The organism is Mesorhizobium sp. WSM4841 (assembly GCF_055811515.1).
On sequence record NZ_JBVVQC010000059.1, the window covers coordinates 1 to 15585 of the forward strand.

A 15585-nucleotide genomic window follows, 5' to 3' on the forward strand; every position below is an offset into this window, starting at 1 on the left:
GCACCGACGGCGCTCCGTCCAACACCGCTCATCCGACCGAGCTTCGCTCGGCCACCTTCTCCCACAAGGGGAGAAGGAAGAGGCTCCTCTCTCACCGACCAAGCAGCGATCGTGAGGTTGGAGATAGGCGCAGCGTTTCCGTCGGTCTGGCCAGGCCCGACTGCAATGCCTGCCAGGCCGGCGCTCCGGCAAGCGCGGCTTCAACGCTTTCATGGGCGTCCGCGCTGTCGAAGGCGGCGACGCTGATGAAGACGTTTTCGCCCGATCGCACCGGCAGGCGGGGAAAGCTGTTTTCGGCATGTTCGGTGACAAACGCAGCAAGTGGCCGTGCGCCAAATGCCGCCAGGGTGGCGATGGCGTCGGTTTCAAAGCGGCTGGCGAAGTCGGCTTCGGCGCCGGGCCGCAGAGGATGAATCTTGATGACAACAATATCCGACAAGCGATTGTCACCGCTTGGCTTTTCGTGACCCGGCAAGGCCGCCCGTTGCGATCCCGACAGATCGAAGCCGGCGCCTGGCCATGCCGGTTTCAGCAACAGCACGTCGTCGGAGGAAATCATCGTGGCGTTGGCGGCATCGCGCCAGGCGGCCCAGACCGGTCCCTCGTAGAAAGCGGTCAGTGCATTTTTCCGCGCGACCATGTCGTCGAAGCCGCGCAGCCAGACGAACATGTCGGGCCGGTCGAGATCGCGGAACTGGCCGATGATGGTCATGTCAGCCGCTTCCTGACCCTCGATCAGGTGACCGTCAAAAATGCCGATCAGCGTCTCCCGCCGGCCGGGTTTCAGCGTGTACTGCCTGAGCTCGACGACCGGCGAGGCGAGCAGATCGGGTTTAGGCATGGCGTTCAAAGGCAGGTTCATTTCTCGATCTCCAAAACAGGGTAGTCATCCTGTTTTATAAAACAGACCGGTTGTCCTGTTTTGTCAATCTGCTATCGTATGGAAATGTCAGCAGAGATGATCGCTCGCCCAAAGGTGGGGCCCGGGAAACGCACCAACGACCCGGAAGGCCTGCGCAAACGCGTGCTCGACGTCGCCGAAGCCTCCTTTCAGGCACGCGGCTACCACGCTTCCAGCCTCGGCGACCTGATGGCGGCGGCGGGTGTCACCGGCGGCGCGCTGCATCATCATTTCCCGAGCAAGAAGGCGCTGGCGCTGGCAGTGATCGAAGAGCGGGTCGCGGCGGCCGTCGAAGCAACATGGATCGCGCCGGTACAGGCGGCAGGCTCGGCGCGCGAGGGTGTGCGCAGCGTGTTCGAGGCAGTGGCAACGGAACTGGAGCAGCAGGGTTTTGTGCGCGGCTGCCCGCTCAACAACCTGGCGCATGAACTGTCGCTCGCCGATCCGGATTTTCGCGCTGCCCTTGCCGGCATCTTTTCGGCATGGCGCCAGGCGATCGCCGACAAGGTGAGGGCCGACCAGCAAGCAGGCAGGGAGCAGGACACCGATCCGCAGCGCTTCGCCGCGCTTGCGGTCGCGACCTATTCCGGCGCCATGTCGATGGCCAAGACAGCGCAGGATTCAGGCGTGCTGCGCGATTGCCTGAACGCGCTGGAGCAGGGAGCTTCCCCAGCTTCGTCAACCAAGGGCGGAGCAGTTGCGAAGCGACGGCGCAGGGTGCTGCGGCAGTACAGAGCCTTTTGATGCCGGGCGTCGGCCCCCTCTGCCCTGCCGGGACCTAATTCGGCAGCGGTTTGATGACCTCGTAGCCGACCACGCTTTCTCCGTTGGTGCCCTCGTCATAGCGCCTGGCCAGAACGGCCTGCAGGTCGGGCGCGTAGAGCGCGGTGAATTCATCCAGTGTCTTGCCTGCCTCGCTCTTGATCGTCTGCTTGACGGCGAGCACGTTGTATTTGCAGTCGCCCAGGCTGAACGTCTCCTTGCCCTTGACGTTTATCTCGAGCGTCTCGGTGCCCTTCGGTTGTTTGTTTGGTGCGAGACGGACGAATATGGTCTTGATGTTCGCCCCGGCCTTGAGCGGAAACAGCTTTCTGAGATCGGAAAGCGGGATCATGGCAAGCTGACCGGTGTCGCTGTCGCGAAACACCTCGATCAGGCCGCCGAACAGAAACTGCGTCTGCGGCGATTGGGATTGGTATTCGTTGACAACAGACACCATGCCACCCGCCACCGGTCGAAACTCGCTGTGGATGCCGGGCCTTTCGAGAATGAAGCCGGCCTTGGCGGCTTTGGCGTCGATGCACTCGGCACTATGAGCGGCGCTCGCCAGGATGGTGAGTGCCGTGCCGATGGATGTAGTCTTCATAGCGTCCTCGTCTGCCCGCACAAGTTGAGTCCTGACACTGGAAGCAATGCCAGACCTGCGGCGCCGTGTCGACATACCGTTCGAGGGAACTGGACGAAGAGGCGCCGGCTGTGCTGAATTTCGCGCCATGAATCGCATCTCGGCAGGATCACTCTCCCGGCGCAGCTTCCTGGCGCAGGCGGCGGGATTTGCTGCGGCCGGCGCGCTTGCGCGACCGGTGCTCGGACAGACCGGGCAGCGCGTTCCGCCTGTCGACGCCACCTTCCTGTTCGTCGCCGATGTCCATGCCTGCCGCATGGCCAGCGGGCTGAGTCCCAATTGTCAGCAGGAAGGCAAGACCGATGCCGCCTTGCTGCGCAGCGTCGCCGCGTTGAACGGTGTTGGCGAGAAGGACTGGCCGGCCGAGATCAACGGCATCGCCACCGGCCTGCGCTCGGGCGGCAGCCGCATCGGCACGCCGCTCGGCCTCGTCGTTGGCGGCGACATGACCGATGACGGCGGCGGCCAGGTCACCCAACCCAGCGAAGGCACGCAGCTGCTCCAGTTCAGCCAGCGTTACCAACAGGGCGTCGGCCCCGATCGCGTGCATGTGCCGGTCTATGTCGGGCTCGGCAACCATGATCTCGACCAGAACGGCCCGCCGAACCACGTCGACTGGTACCGCCGCGAAATGCGCGACTATGTCGAGGTCAACCATCGTGCCGGCGTGTTCTTCAAGCCGCCGGTGCCGGTAACCGACTACGATGTCGACACCGACTGCTACTCATGGGACTGGGGCGGCCTGCATCTCGTCCAGACGCATCGTTTTGCCGGCGACACCGGCCACGGTGCGGTCTCCGGCCTGCCATGGCTGAAGCAGGATTTGGCGGCCCACGCGGCGGACGGCCGCCCCGTCATCCTGTTCCAGCACTATGGCTGGGATGTTTTCTCGGTCGAAAGATGGGATGCCGCCAAAGGAACCTTCGACGATGACGGCACTGGTGCGCCGCACTGGTGGAGCGAGGCGGACCGGCAGGCGCTGCTGGCGGCGCTGAAGGACTACAATGTCATCGGCATCTTCCATGGCCACCAGCACGAGACACCGATGATCTACCGTAGCGATGGGCTCGATCTGTTCAAGCCGAAGGCCGCCTATATGGGCAGCTTCGCGCTGGTGCGGGTGACCAGCGACAGCATGGACGTGGTGCTTGGCGAAGCCATCGGTGACCATGGCGAGATCGCCTTCACCAACGCTTTCTCCAAGAGCCTGAACTTGTAACGGCAGCAGCCGAAAGCAAACAAAAGGCCGCCTAAGCCGCTTTCCTCATCGCTATTAAAACGGCGGCGCAGGGATCAGAGCACCTTCCTGAGCTTGTCCTTCATGTCGCCATAGGCCTTCTGCATTTTGCCGGCGATCTTATCGGCCGCGCCTTCAGCCTGGACGCGCCTGTTGCCGGTGGCCTTGCCGGCGGCTTTCTTCACCGAACCTTTGAGCTGCTTGGCTAGGCCCACAACCTGATCCCTGTTCACCATGGCCGCATCTCCTGCGTAGGTTCACTCGCCCAAAAACGGGCATCAAAACAAACGGGGCAGGCGCGGCTTCGGTTCCAGGCTCGGCCGGTCGAGCGGAATAGCTTCCGGCGGCGAGGCGGACAGGATAGGGTGCGCCCGAACGCGCCAGCAAGGCTGGGAGGGACAATGGCTGAACTCACGCTCTTTATCGGCAACAAATGCTTTTCGTCCTGGTCGCTCAGGCCATGGGTGGCGATGAAGCATCTGGAGATCCCATTCGAGGAAGGCTTCGTGCGCCTGCGCACGCCCGAGACATTAGCCAATCTGGCCAAAGTGTCGCCGACCGGCCAGGTACCGGTGTTGATTCACAATGGCAGGATTGTCTGGGAAACCCTTGCCATTCTTGAATATCTCGCCGACCTGTTCCCGGAAAAGAAGCTGTGGCCGACCGATATCGGCGCACGCTCGCTGGCCCGTTCGGCGGCGACCGAGATGCATTCCGGCTTTCGTGAGGTCCGCTATGGCTGGCCGATGAACCTGCGGAGGCCGAAGGGCCACAAGCCGCTCGACGCCGAAGGCGAGGCGCAGCGGGCGCGCATCGAGGCACTGTGGCGGGAATGCCGGGAAAAATACGGCAAGGGTGGACCGTTCCTGTTCGGCCACTTCACCGCGGCGGATGCTATGTATGCGCCGGTCGTTACCCGCTTCGACACCTATGGCGGCACGCTGGCGCCGGACACCCGCGCCTATGTCGACGCTATGCTCTCAACATCGGCAATGCGGCACTGGTATGCGGAGGCAGCGAGGGAGACGTGGCCGGAGCCCGGCCCTGACGAATAGGGCCCGGTTAGAACGCCGCGTTCGGGGCTGGGCTTCCGCCACGAAATCCTGCCGATGATGATCGCTGTGATGTGAAGCCGGCGCTACGGGCGCCATAAAAGAACGCCCCTCGCACGTTTTATTGCACGGGAGGCGTCCTTTGTGTCAGCCTTTCCTAAGATTGCTCTCATGAACTGCTGACGATATCCAAAATGCACGGATGCCAAAATGGTTCCCGGCATGGTGCGATTTTTTTAACAGCTGGCGCTGACCCGGTTTCGGCGCCATATCCGCCATCGGATTGCCTGCGCAACCAGGCTTGCGTCGACCGGTCCGCCGGGCGGCAAAAGCAAAAAATTGACACGGCGTCAAAAGAAGTCCATAAGCAATTCGTCGATATTTGTTTGACCGGCTTTTGTTATCCGCGTGCCTAGGCGCGCCTTTGACGAACTTCCCCCATCAAAATCGAGACAAACGCTGTTGTGCATTCGCATGACGGCGAACGAATATTTGCCACGGAAAGGGTTCGTTATGAGCACAGGCACAGTTAAATGGTTCAACGCTACCAAGGGTTTTGGTTTTATTCAGCCTGACGACGGCTCGGCCGACGTTTTTGTCCACATCTCGGCCGTAGAGCGCGCCGGAATGCGCGACATCGTCGAGGGCCAGAAGCTCGGCTACGAGATGGTCCGCGACAACAAGTCGGGCAAGATGTCCGCCGATCAGTTGAAGGCGGCCTAAAACGGAATTCAGCCTCGCCGGTGACCACGGATGTACTGGCACTGGTGAATGGCGGATTCCAGCGCATGACCCGGGAGACATCGTTTCCAGAAAGGATCATGCGCAGATGAAAGTGTCAGCGCGTCCAAAAGCACGCGCGGCGCTCCAGCGGAAGGTCAGGCAACGCCTGGCCTTTTGCATTTGGGTCGCTTCAAAAGTTCGAAAAGAGCACCGCGCGTTCGTTTGAACGTGTTAAGGATGTTCCAGCAATTTGAATCCGACTGCCGTATTGCTTTGTGCGTGGTCCTGGTCGAAAGACCGGTCTCGCATTTTTCGGCATTACGCTCCGAACCGGGAGAAAGACCTTGACCGCCACTTCAAAGAAATCCCGCGACCACGCCGAATCCATCTTCAGCAAGACCCAGACCCAGTCCATGTCGCTCAACCGCATCATGTCCGAACAGGATGCTGTCAGCCAGGCCCGGGAAGCCAAGACCGCGCGGCTGCGCGAACTGCGCCTGGAAAAGGAAGCCGACGATATGGCTGCGGCCGCCGCGCTCGCCGCCGCGCCGAAGCGCGTGGGCAAATGCTGATGGCCACCAAGCGCGTCCCGCAAAAGGTGATCGCCGCCGATTCGACCATCGCCGATGTCGTAGGAGAGCTCGACAAGCCGGTCGAATATGTCCGGCGCGTGCTCGAAAAGCTCGAGCGCTGCAGGCGCGCCCATGGCGATGCCCAGGTCAGGCTCGGCGTGCGTGGCCGCTCCGAATGCCCGAACTATCTGATCGAGTATGTCCGCGAAAATGCCAAGACCCATGAGCGCGTCACCCATCAGGATGCCGCCTATAGCGGCAGCACGCATCGCGAGCTGGCGCCTCGGCACATCGAGGAGGCCAGGAACTGGTCGCCCGAGGAAATGAACATTACGGCGGTCTCGGCGCTGATCGGCCGCCTTCGCAACCCGAATGCGCCATCATCGCGTTTCTCCGACGAGGATTGATATGGCCATAAAATTTTCCGCCAAGGACCAGCCGGCGGCATCCGCTGCCGCCGCAAAGCCGGCCAAGCCGGCCGCCGCGCCCAAAGCCGACGTTACAGCCGAGGCCGCGACCGATCTGTTCAAGTCGCCGGCGGAAGTGGCGTCGCGCAAGACCAGGAAGAAGAAATAGCGTCCTTGCCGCGAAACGCCGATACGAATTCTGTTGCGTCAGGGCTGCTTGCCTTGGCGAGCGCCGGAGACTTTTCGTCTCTGGAGGAGGGCGCCGCCCCTCGCTTCGATTGCCAGAGCTGCGGCGCCTGCTGTTCCTATTCGGCCGAATGGCCGCGTTTCTCCACCGAAGACGACGGGCAGCTCGACCTGATCCCGCAGAAATATGTGGCGGCCGACGAAGCCGGCATGCGCTGCGACGGCGTGCGCTGCTCGGCGCTTGCCGGCGAGGTCGGCAAGTCGACCATTTGCGGCATTTACGAGGTCAGACCGGACGTCTGCCGTGCCTGCATGCCCGGCGGCGACGATTGCCTGATGGCGCGTCGCGGCCACGGGCTGCCGACGCGGTGATAACGGGCCTCAGATAGTGTCTCAGAATTTCCACCTCGGGTGGGAAGCGGCCATTCCTTGTCGCTCGGCTGTGGAATGCCAGCGCTCTGCGGCTAGCAGGCCATCGGCGGCGTCCAGTAGAGACAGGCGGCTCAGTCGTTCCTCACTGGGTCAGCGTGTTTTTGTAGATAAGGCCATCTTTCATGATGATTTTGAAGTTGTTGGCAGGATCGGCCACCACGTCGAGGTTCTCCAGCGGATTGCCTTCGACGAGCAGGAGGTCCGCGAGCGCGCCTTCTTCGATCACGCCGAGTTTCCCCGGATAGGGGTTGCGAGGGCCCGACAGCGCGAGCAGCTCGGCATTGGTCCCGGTCGCCATGACGAGCGCTTCGGCAGGCGTGTACCAACGCACAAGCGACGCCAGGATTGCCCCCTGCCGCTTCGCCAACGCGCGGGAGAACAGGACATCGGTGCCCCATGCCGTCTTGATCTTGTATTTCTTCGCGAGTTCGTAGGTCCTGCCGATGCCCGGCCACACCTCATCGGCCTTGGCTCGCTCGACCGAACCCTCTTGGAGGCCTGTCCTCATCAATTCGGGAAGCGGCTGCAAGCTCAGCCAAATGTCCTTTTCGGCGATCAGCTTGGCGGTTGCCTCGTCCATGAGGAAGCCGTGTTCGATGCACTTAACACCAGCCGCGATAGCCTTCCGGATCGCATCCGAGGTGAAGGCGTGCGCGGCGACGTAGGTGCCCCAATTCTCGGCAATTTCAACAGCAGCCCGCAGTTCGGGCTCGGTGAAGGTGGTGACGTCGAGCGGGCTGTGGGGCGACGACACTCCACCGCCCGCTGTCAACTTTAGCAGCGCGGCCCCCTGCATGAGCTGCTCGCGGGCACGCAAACGCACCTCGTCGGGGCTGTCCACAACTATGCTGCCGCCGTTCCTCTCCATTGGAGTGAACAAGCCGCCGATCGTCCGAGGCAAGTCGCTGAGCTGGCGGAAATCTCCATGCCCGCTGGTCACGGTGATCATGGCTCCGGACGGATAGATGCGCGGTCCCGCTATGATGCCTTGATCTATCGCGCGCTTGAGGCCGAACGCCGGCCCGCCCACGTCGCGAACGGTGGTGAAGCCGCGCATCAGCGTATCCGTCGCCTCGTCGCCGGCCGCAAGATTGGCGAAGCCGACGTCGCCCATCGCCTCTGCCGGTGTGGACGCAATCAGCATTGCGTGCCAATGCGCATCGATCAGCCCCGGCATCAGCGTTCGCCCGTTGCCGGCAATGCGCCGCGCGCCTTCGGCCGCGATGGGACTTGTCGAGATCCGCGCGATCACATTGCCCTCGACCAGCACATTCGATGGGGCCGAAAGTGCAGCGCCTTTTCCGTCGAAGATGCGGACGTTTTCGAAAAGCACTTCGTCAGCGGCCGCAGTTGCGCAAAGTCCGAGCACGAGGGCTGCCGCAAGCATTTCTCTGCCTGAGCGAAGGATCATGAAAGCCGTGCGGGCCGAGAAAACGGCTGCGGCGCAGGACACGGCATGCGCCACGACCTCGCCTTTCGTCAGCTCCTGCGATCCAAAGGATTTGTGACACATGACGATTATCCTGCTTCAGAAGGAGGTGGTCACGGCGCAAGGACAAGTTCTAGATTATACGGCATCGTCGTCAAGAAGCGTTCCAGACTGGTCTCTTTCGCAGTGAAGGGTCGTATCGAATGTCAGGCCGATCGTGGTGATACCAGGGCAAGCAGTGCATGGTTTGCCTGAGGAAGCGATCAGACGAGGGAGCGCGCCCGGAATGGGTGGGAAGTCGCCGTTCGGTTCATCTGCCAGAACAAGCACGTTGCCAAGAGCGGGATATTCGCCTTGGTCTTTCCTGCGAGGCAGCCGCCCAGAACCCCGGAGAAGGATTGGTACGGGCTACCCTGTCGCTCCAGTCTTGTCACTAGGTCGGGGCACGCGACCAGGCGCCCACTTCCGAGCGGCTTACGATCACGCTACCCGCCTCGATTTCGAGCTGCATGCGCTGCCCCAAAGTTTCAATATCGACCTCAGCGGCCGTCGCAACTCCGCGGCTCTGTATTTCCGGCAGCATCGTGACAATGAGTTCAGCGGTCTGGTGTGACCAGTCGAAACCGCTCTTGGTTCCCCCAACAACCGCCTCCAAGTGCATTGAGGGCGCGGTCAATCCAGCCGCGCGGAATGCCGCATCGAGCTTGATACCCCTATTGGTCTCGATACCGCTGCGCCGGAACGTCTCGACGATCCATCGACAGCAGTCGTCGTAGGTCGGCGCTGGCGGGCTGGATCGACAGCCGTCCCAATCCGGCTCATGGAAGACGATGGTCCCTCCAGGCCGGAGGTGACGAGCGACGCCACGCAGCATGGCCACAGGATCGGCTTGAAACATCAGAACATAGCGGCCGATCACGGCGTCGAACGGTCGGTCGAACGAGAGTGCCACGGGATCGCCTTCACGGAAGCTGACATTCTGGATCGGATGCGCCGCCGCGCGCCCCTCCGCCGCCGCAAGGGCCGCTGGAGCCCGATCTGCGCCGATGACCTGACCTTCGCTGCCAACCATCTCGGAAACCAGGAATGTAACGTCGCCCGCGCCACAGCCGACGTCGAGCACGCGCATCCCGGGTCTTATGCCCGCAGACAGCAAGATTCTTCGCGTGATCGGGTTAATGATGCCCGCCTAATGGCTGAGACGCCTGATCTCACGATCGGAATGGACGAGAATATACGGGACGTGAACGTCGACACGTGCACCATCAGCGACTTCCATGGCTTGCCTCCCCTCATACGACTGTTCCCCAAAGGGGACATCGCGTAAGTCGACGACTATGAGCCGATGCGGCAGCCAGTCAACCAGACTGGCTGTTGACCTCAATGCGAATGTCGCTTCAGGGTCAATGCTTGAAATGAGACACTACCGGCCCCCGGGCTGGCTTGTGCCCGCGCGGTTCGCTGGCTACGCTGCCGGCGGCAGGGAACAACGCCGGAGGATCATCCGTGAGCATCGAATTTCTGTTGACGTCGCTGATTGTCGTGGCTTCGCCCGGTACCGGCGTTCTCTATACGCTGAGCGCCGGGCTTTCGCGTGGTGCGCGCGCCAGCATCATCGCTGCTTTCGGCTGCACGCTCGGCATCATTCCGCATATGGCGGCCGCCATCACCGGTCTGGCGGCGCTGCTGCACACCAGCGCACTCGCCTTCGAGACGCTGAAATATCTGGGCGTCGCCTACCTGCTCTACATGGCGTGGAACACGCTGAAGGAGCGCGGCGGCTTGAACGTCGGGCAGGATGTCGCGCCGCGCTCGGCCGGCAAGGTGATCACCTCGGGCATCCTCATCAACATCCTCAACCCGAAGCTGTCGATTTTCTTCTTCGCCTTCCTGCCGCAGTTCGTCAGCACCACCGAACCGCATGCGCTGTCGAAGATGCTGGAGCTCAGCACCGTCTTCATGTTTTTGACCTTCGTCGTCTTTGTCGCCTACGGCATCTTCGCCGCCTCGATCCGCAGCCATGTCGTGTCGCGGCCGATGGTGATGACCTGGATGCGCCGCACCTTCGCCGGCGCCTTCGTCATGCTTGGCGCCAAGCTGGCGCTGACCGAGAGGTAGAGCCGCCAGCGCTACCCCTTCTTCACATAGCCCATCGCCTCGACGATCTGCCCGTCCGCTACGCGCATCAGATTGACGCCCCGGATAGAGTTGCCGTCGGTCATGAAATAGCGCCAGATGGAGGCCGCTCTGCGCCCGAAAATAGAGTACGGTCGCGTGCAAGCGCGGCTGCCCGAGAAACATCAAAACATTATCATTAACGCCTCAAAGCGTGGTCGGTGCCGGGATGCGCACGCCCTGCACTTCGATCGAGCCGCCGAGGGCGCTGGATCCTCGATCAGAGGGTTACTATTGCGTCGATGCTGCCGTTTCAAATGACGTCGTGATCCAATCCTTATAGCGGCAGCGGCTTGCCAGCCTGCTCGGCCATCATGTACTCGGCATACCAGTCCGGCCAGTTCTCATCACGCTGGCCGCCTGTCCGCTTCTCGTGCTCGCCATGGGCCGCAGACGCACGCCGGAGCGCGGCCGCGAGCTCGGCCGACGAGACAAATGTGGTGTCGTCAGCGTCGACGCGGCCGGGCGCTCGCGCAGTGACCTCCTGCAACAGCCAGACATTTCCGGACGGATCGCTGAAGGAGGCCCACGAGGAGTAGCTGCGCCGCTCAGGGTCCGGACCGCTGACACGGCCTTCACGGCCGGCATAGTGGTACACCTCGCTCACGTCGACACCGCGATCGGCGAGTTCGGCGCGCGCTGCCTCGATGTCTGACACGACGAGCTCGCCAACGCTTTCGAGGACATCGAGCTCGACCCGGGCATAGGGCCCTGGGGTGACCCCTGAGCCGAAGACTATCGAACACGGGGAGCCCGGAGGCGTAAACTGGATGACACGAAATTCGTCGCCTGTGATGTCGGCGTCGAGCCTCCAACCCAAGCCGCCGTAAAATCGCTTGGCTCGATCGACGTCCGAAACGGGGATGACGACGACTTCGAGCTTGATGTCGACCCTTCGCGCTGACGGGGTTGCGATTGCGGCTTCGCCGCGCTCCTGAATATCATTCATGACGATCTCCTTGGGTTTGGATGCGTTGCGTTATCTTTAACGCCGCGCGCTGGCCGGTGCCCGTGGTGGCTGTTCATGCATGCAAGCGGGATCTGAGGCACGGGGCCGCACCTATGTCGCCGAATCTCGTGATGCTCTTCTGGATGTGCACATATCCGGTAACGCGAACTCGCGCCCGCTAATCCGAGATGGACTTCGCGGCGGGCGAACGCGTCCTACGTTTTGGAAGACTGGTCGCTAATCAGCAAAAAATATTGCGACCAGATATGCTAGCATTCTTATCGTATTGCAGCAAATCAACTCCCAAAAATCAAAGTCCAATCGAGGGCGAGCGAACTTCCGCTGCGGGTCATGGACACACCCTGCTGCAGAACCCGGCAAAGACCACACCGGGTAAGCCGAAGTTCAAATTAAGGCCTTTCCAAAACACCGCCGCTGAACAGGACAACGGAGCCTTGACGTCCGGGGTCCGATTATAGAAGCGGATCGTCGCCCGCTCGCCGGCTGCACGCTGGGCGCGCCGCGCTCGGCCGGCAAGGTGATCACCTCCGGCATCCTGATCAACATCCTCAACCCGAAACTGTCGATCTTCTTCTTCGCCTTCCTGCCGCAATTCGTCAGCACCACCGAGCCACACGCGCTGTCCAAGATGCTGGAGCTCTCGAGCGTCTTCATGCTTTTGACCTTCGTCGTCTTTTGTCGGCAACGGCATTTTCGCCGCCTCGATCCGCAGCCACGTGGTGTCGCGGCCGATGGTGATGACCTGGATGCGCCGCACCTTCGCCGGCGCCTTCGTCGCGCTAGGCGCAAAACTGGCGCTGACTGAGCGGTAGGGCCTGTCGGCGCTAGCCCTTGACGTATCCCATCGCCTCGACGATCAGCCCGTCCGCTACGCGCATCAGATTGACGCCACGGATGGAGTTGCCGTCGGCATGCCAGTAACGCCAGCGGATTGTCGCCCGTTCACCGGCCACGAACGTCTCTTCAATATCGAAGCGCGTGCCTGGTTCGCTGGCGATCGCCGACCACAGCCGCACGCAGGCCTCCCGGCCGGCATGGCGGGCGCCATCCGGCGCCGGCACGGTGTTTTCGATAACGCAGTCCTCGGCCACCAGGCCCGGGAGTGCCGACGGATCATGATTTTGGAACACGTCGTTGAAGCGCCGCATGATCTCGGCCGTCTGGCTGGATTGGTCGTCTGGCTGGACGACCATGATGCTAGCCTGTTTCATCTCGATATTTCCTGATTTCGTTTTTCCGCAGCGGCGTCCGTGACGAGGTCGGCCTTGAGCCTGATATCAGCGACGCCTGCCAAAGCCCGGGAAACGAGGCATGTTGCTTTCGCGGATTGGGCAAGGCGCTGGAATTCCTCGGGCGCCAGACCCGGGACCTCGGCTTCCGTTTCGAGTTCGATGCGGGTGATCGTCGGTCCGGCCGTGCTCGTGCCGAGATGCACCTTGGCGACGGTGTGGATCCGTACGGGGACATGACCGCCGCTGCCCAGTATGGCGCTCAGCGCCATCGAAAAGCAGCCGGCATGCGCCGCCGCAATCAGTTCCTCGGGATTCGTGCCGGGACCGTTCTCGAAGCGCGACGGGAAGGAATAGGCACCTTCGAAGACGCCGCTGCCGAGCCGCAGCCGTCCAGAACCTTCTTTTAACGACCCCTGCCATTGGGCCTCTGCTTCACGGATGGTCATTTGTCGTTCTCCTCTTCGATGTCGAATATATAGACTGATCTACATATTATGTAAACCGATTGTCATATTCGAGGCAAGGCCTATAATGTTCACTCCTGACAGAGGTTGACATGGCGAACGATACCCGCACCCGCATGATCGAGGCGACGGCGCTGCTACTCAGGCAGCGCGGCTATCACGGCACCTCGCTCAACGACATCTTGAGCGCCTCCGGTGCACCAAGAGGATCGCTCTACTTTCATTTTCCGGGCGGCAAGGACCAGCTGGTCATCGAGGTGACGCGCGACAGCGTCGAAAAGGTCACGCAAACGCTGGGTGAGGCACTTGCCGCCGAGCAGGACCCGGCGGTAGCTGTCCACCACATTTACCAGTCGGTCGCGCGCATGCTGGAGGACAACCAGTTCACGCTTGGCTGTCCGATCGCACCCGTGGTGCTGGACTCGCCGACTGACGTGCCGGAGCTGGCCGAACTGTGCCGGTCGGCCTTCGAGCAATGGATAGGCTTGCTGCAGGCGGCCTTCGTCAGGGCAGGGGTGCCCGAGCGCCGCGCCCGCGCTCTGGCGCTGCTTGTCGAATCATCACTGGAAGGGCTGATGGTGATCGCGCGCGCCACCCGCGACCGTGCCCAGGTGCTGGCGGTGGCCGACGAAGTCGCCGCCCTGATAGAAGATGCATTGCCCGCCAAAGAGGTCGCTGCAATGTAACGGCACGCTGATACTGCTTGTTTGAGCTTGACAGGCTCGGCCCTAGCCAGCGCCCTCGTCTGCACGACTAGTCAACAATCTCTTTGCGTGCGGCCGAAGCAAGGAAGGCAGAGCGGGTTTGTCCCCGTTCACGCGCCGTGGCATCGATAGCTTCAAGCAGGCCGAGATCGAAGGATACATTGATACGCGTTGTGGAACCACGGTCACGGATCAGCGGAACGACCGTCGTCATAGCGCCTTCGCGATCCTCCGCAAGTTCTGGATCATTTGCAATCGCATCGAAATCGCGAGGGGAAGGCACCGGATCGCCGTCGGCCTCCAGCATTCGCACATGACCGGAAAGCGCCTCGACAGCGTTGCGCACAGCCTCGTCTATCGTGTCGCCAGCCGAAATGCAGCCGGGCATATCGGGAAAGTCGACGCCATAGACGCTATCAGGATCTTTGCGAATAAAAGCGATGTAGCGCATTCTCTTATCTTGCTTTGTTGAGCAGCCCCGCGTGCTTCATCAGCGCCCGAACCGTGCCAATCGGTATATCTTTACGAGGGTGGGGGATTGTCACTTTTCCAAGTTTCGTTGGATGCTTGAAATGATGATGCGAGCCGGTGAAGCCGATCTCAAACCACCCATCCTCCTCAAGCAGTTTGATCAGCTTCCGGCTGTCGCGTTCCATAAGAGCGCTCCGTGTAACATAATACACATTTTGGTGGGATTCAACGCCACTTTTTGCATAGTGGATCAGTTTGAAATTAGCCGGAGCTAAATTCCAGCGTCAGCTTTACACGCTCTATCTCATATCCAGTAAGGTTTGCGATGTTGGCTCTGAGGTGCTCTATCATTTCGGCCATGGTTTTGGGCTCCAGCGCTTTTTCTTCGCTTACATCCTCCGCAGCCTTTACTGGGTCGCCATCGCGCAACCAGTCTTCAGTCACCTCCAATATATTTGCCAAGGCCGCCAGGGTCTCATCTCTCGGTAGTGTGTTGCCCTGGAGCCAGTTCCAGATAGCAGTTGGCGTATAGCCAACCAGTCTAGCGAGTTCAGATTGGCTTACCCGCTTTGCAGACATTCGGAGTTGAAGCCGCTGCGCGAACGTTGCAGTTGGTTGGGGGGAGCGTCTGATTATCGGCATGTGGTTTCTCCAAAGATTTGGAAGAGCAGCCTTGTCATACTGTTTACAATTAAAATCCTGTTAATCTTCATCTTTTTGTAGGGCGCGCTTAGCGGACAGCTGCTCAGCTTCCTTCGCTTCGGTCGGCGCAACGATATCTGAGATCGCTCGTCGGCGAGCCGGGCGGCCATGGCCGAGGTGGCGCGAAGCGCCGAATGAATGCGGACGAAGTTGTAGTCCTTAGTGCGGCGCGACCGCATTGGCGTGAGCCTCGACTTTCCTGGAAAGCCATTGGTCAATATTCAAAAGGGCGACCTCTCGGCCGCCCTTTCCATATCAGAAGGCTGATGAGCTGGATTAGAAATCCATGCCGCCACTCAAGCCCGCTTTCGGGCTTGAGCATTGTCAGTTCATGGGCGTGCTTATGGATTTCCTTAGAAATCCATGCCGCCCATGCCGCCCATGCCGCCGCCGCCCATGCCGCCAGGCATGCCGCCGCCAGCCGACTCCTTCTTCGGAGCCTCCGCGATCATGGCTTCGGTGGTGACCAGCAGGCCGGCGACCGAGGCCGCGTCCTGGAGAGCCGTGCGCACGACCTTGACCG

The 15585-nt window shown here is 61.3% G+C and carries 21 protein-coding genes and 1 pseudogene; 11 read left to right on the forward strand and 11 right to left on the reverse strand.

Annotated elements, in window-relative coordinates; genetic code table 11:
* Positions 1–91: 91 nt before the first annotated feature.
* The gene (locus AC0L14_RS33770; RefSeq protein WP_473752119.1) at positions 92–862 is read right to left on the reverse strand and encodes an NIPSNAP family protein; all 771 of its coding nucleotides are present in this window, start codon (positions 860–862) and stop codon (positions 92–94) included.
* Between the two features lie 96 nt (positions 863–958).
* On the opposite strand from AC0L14_RS33770, the gene AC0L14_RS33775 reads away from it, so the two are divergent.
* Positions 959–1645 (forward strand): TetR/AcrR family transcriptional regulator, encoded by a 687-nt coding sequence (locus tag AC0L14_RS33775; protein WP_473752120.1) that lies wholly within the window; start codon positions 959–961, stop codon positions 1643–1645.
* Between the two features lie 34 nt (positions 1646–1679).
* Here AC0L14_RS33775 and AC0L14_RS33780 read toward each other — a convergent pair whose 3' ends face one another.
* Positions 1680–2267 carry a hypothetical protein gene (locus AC0L14_RS33780; RefSeq protein ID WP_473752121.1) on the reverse strand — a complete coding sequence of 196 codons (588 nt, stop codon included), beginning with the start codon at positions 2265–2267 and terminating at the stop codon, positions 1680–1682.
* A 127-nt stretch (positions 2268–2394) separates the two neighbouring features.
* Between AC0L14_RS33780 and AC0L14_RS33785 the strand changes: the two genes are divergently transcribed.
* Positions 2395–3525 carry a metallophosphoesterase gene (locus AC0L14_RS33785; RefSeq protein ID WP_473752122.1) on the forward strand — a complete coding sequence of 377 codons (1131 nt, stop codon included), beginning with the start codon at positions 2395–2397 and terminating at the stop codon, positions 3523–3525.
* Between the two features lie 74 nt (positions 3526–3599).
* Here the strand turns inward: AC0L14_RS33785 and AC0L14_RS33790 are convergent, their stop codons facing one another.
* Complete coding sequence (locus tag AC0L14_RS33790; protein ID WP_473489761.1) at positions 3600–3779, reverse strand: CsbD family protein; 180 nt, start codon at positions 3777–3779, stop codon at positions 3600–3602.
* 165 nt (positions 3780–3944) lie between these two features.
* On the opposite strand from AC0L14_RS33790, the gene AC0L14_RS33795 reads away from it, so the two are divergent.
* The 6 genes from AC0L14_RS33795 (at position 3945) to AC0L14_RS33820 (ending at position 6855) form a co-directional block, all read left to right on the forward strand.
* Positions 3945–4598, forward strand: coding sequence for a glutathione S-transferase family protein (locus AC0L14_RS33795; RefSeq protein WP_473752123.1), 654 nt, complete (start codon positions 3945–3947; stop codon positions 4596–4598).
* 510 nt (positions 4599–5108) lie between these two features.
* On the forward strand, positions 5109–5318 hold the full coding sequence (locus tag AC0L14_RS33800; protein WP_010915421.1) for a cold-shock protein: 210 nt from the start codon (positions 5109–5111) through the stop codon (positions 5316–5318).
* A gap of 344 nt (positions 5319–5662) precedes the next feature.
* Complete coding sequence (locus tag AC0L14_RS33805) at positions 5663–5890, forward strand: hypothetical protein (protein WP_473752124.1); 228 nt, start codon at positions 5663–5665, stop codon at positions 5888–5890.
* Positions 5890–6297, forward strand: coding sequence for a hypothetical protein (locus AC0L14_RS33810; RefSeq protein WP_473752125.1), 408 nt, complete (start codon positions 5890–5892; stop codon positions 6295–6297). Before AC0L14_RS33805 ends, AC0L14_RS33810 begins: the two co-directional genes overlap by 1 nt.
* A gap of 1 nt (position 6298) precedes the next feature.
* Entirely contained in the window at positions 6299–6466 is a 168-nt protein-coding gene (locus tag AC0L14_RS33815) for a hypothetical protein (RefSeq protein ID WP_258118060.1), read from the forward strand.
* Between the two features lie 53 nt (positions 6467–6519).
* The gene (locus tag AC0L14_RS33820; RefSeq protein ID WP_473752126.1) at positions 6520–6855 is read left to right on the forward strand and encodes a YkgJ family cysteine cluster protein; all 336 of its coding nucleotides are present in this window, start codon (positions 6520–6522) and stop codon (positions 6853–6855) included.
* Between the two features lie 142 nt (positions 6856–6997).
* Here AC0L14_RS33820 and AC0L14_RS33825 read toward each other — a convergent pair whose 3' ends face one another.
* Positions 6998–8302, reverse strand: coding sequence for a metal-dependent hydrolase family protein (locus tag AC0L14_RS33825; RefSeq protein WP_473752129.1), 1305 nt, complete (start codon positions 8300–8302; stop codon positions 6998–7000).
* Positions 8303–8777: 475 nt separating this feature from the next.
* On the reverse strand, positions 8778–9500 hold the full coding sequence (locus AC0L14_RS33830) for a class I SAM-dependent methyltransferase (RefSeq protein WP_473752127.1): 723 nt from the start codon (positions 9498–9500) through the stop codon (positions 8778–8780).
* Positions 9501–9850: 350 nt separating this feature from the next.
* On the opposite strand from AC0L14_RS33830, the gene AC0L14_RS33835 reads away from it, so the two are divergent.
* A complete protein-coding gene (locus AC0L14_RS33835; RefSeq protein WP_473489754.1) occupies positions 9851–10462 on the forward strand; it encodes a LysE family translocator in 612 nt (203 codons plus the stop codon).
* A gap of 334 nt (positions 10463–10796) precedes the next feature.
* Here AC0L14_RS33835 and AC0L14_RS33840 read toward each other — a convergent pair whose 3' ends face one another.
* Positions 10797–11468, reverse strand: coding sequence for a VOC family protein (locus AC0L14_RS33840; protein ID WP_473489753.1), 672 nt, complete (start codon positions 11466–11468; stop codon positions 10797–10799).
* 517 nt (positions 11469–11985) lie between these two features.
* On the opposite strand from AC0L14_RS33840, the pseudogene AC0L14_RS33845 reads away from it, so the two are divergent.
* Positions 11986–12301: pseudogene (locus AC0L14_RS33845) on the forward strand (LysE family translocator); the annotation flags it as partial.
* Positions 12302–12313: 12 nt separating this feature from the next.
* On the opposite strand, the gene AC0L14_RS33850 reads toward AC0L14_RS33845, so the two are convergent.
* Together AC0L14_RS33850 and AC0L14_RS33855 are read right to left on the reverse strand one after the other, a co-directional pair.
* Positions 12314–12700: a nuclear transport factor 2 family protein gene (locus tag AC0L14_RS33850; protein WP_473489752.1), complete on the reverse strand. Its 387-nt coding sequence runs from the start codon at positions 12698–12700 to the stop codon at positions 12314–12316.
* Positions 12697–13167 carry an OsmC family protein gene (locus AC0L14_RS33855; protein ID WP_473752128.1) on the reverse strand — a complete coding sequence of 157 codons (471 nt, stop codon included), beginning with the start codon at positions 13165–13167 and terminating at the stop codon, positions 12697–12699. The genes AC0L14_RS33850 and AC0L14_RS33855 overlap by 4 nt, the downstream gene beginning before the upstream one ends.
* Positions 13168–13277: 110 nt before the next feature.
* Here AC0L14_RS33855 and AC0L14_RS33860 point away from each other — a divergent pair, with 110 nt between their 5' ends.
* Positions 13278–13871, forward strand: coding sequence for a TetR/AcrR family transcriptional regulator (locus AC0L14_RS33860; protein ID WP_473529808.1), 594 nt, complete (start codon positions 13278–13280; stop codon positions 13869–13871).
* Positions 13872–13938: 67 nt separating this feature from the next.
* Here the strand turns inward: AC0L14_RS33860 and AC0L14_RS33865 are convergent, their stop codons facing one another.
* From AC0L14_RS33865 to AC0L14_RS33875, 3 genes are all read right to left on the reverse strand, one after another.
* Positions 13939–14340, reverse strand: a complete 402-nt coding sequence (locus tag AC0L14_RS33865) for a type II toxin-antitoxin system HicB family antitoxin (protein WP_123150893.1) — start codon at positions 14338–14340, stop codon at positions 13939–13941.
* Between the two features lie 4 nt (positions 14341–14344).
* The gene (locus AC0L14_RS33870) at positions 14345–14545 is read right to left on the reverse strand and encodes a type II toxin-antitoxin system HicA family toxin (RefSeq protein ID WP_473529807.1); all 201 of its coding nucleotides are present in this window, start codon (positions 14543–14545) and stop codon (positions 14345–14347) included.
* A 76-nt stretch (positions 14546–14621) separates the two neighbouring features.
* Complete coding sequence (locus tag AC0L14_RS33875; protein ID WP_473529806.1) at positions 14622–15002, reverse strand: helix-turn-helix domain-containing protein; 381 nt, start codon at positions 15000–15002, stop codon at positions 14622–14624.
* Positions 15003–15585: the final 583 nt, after the last annotated feature.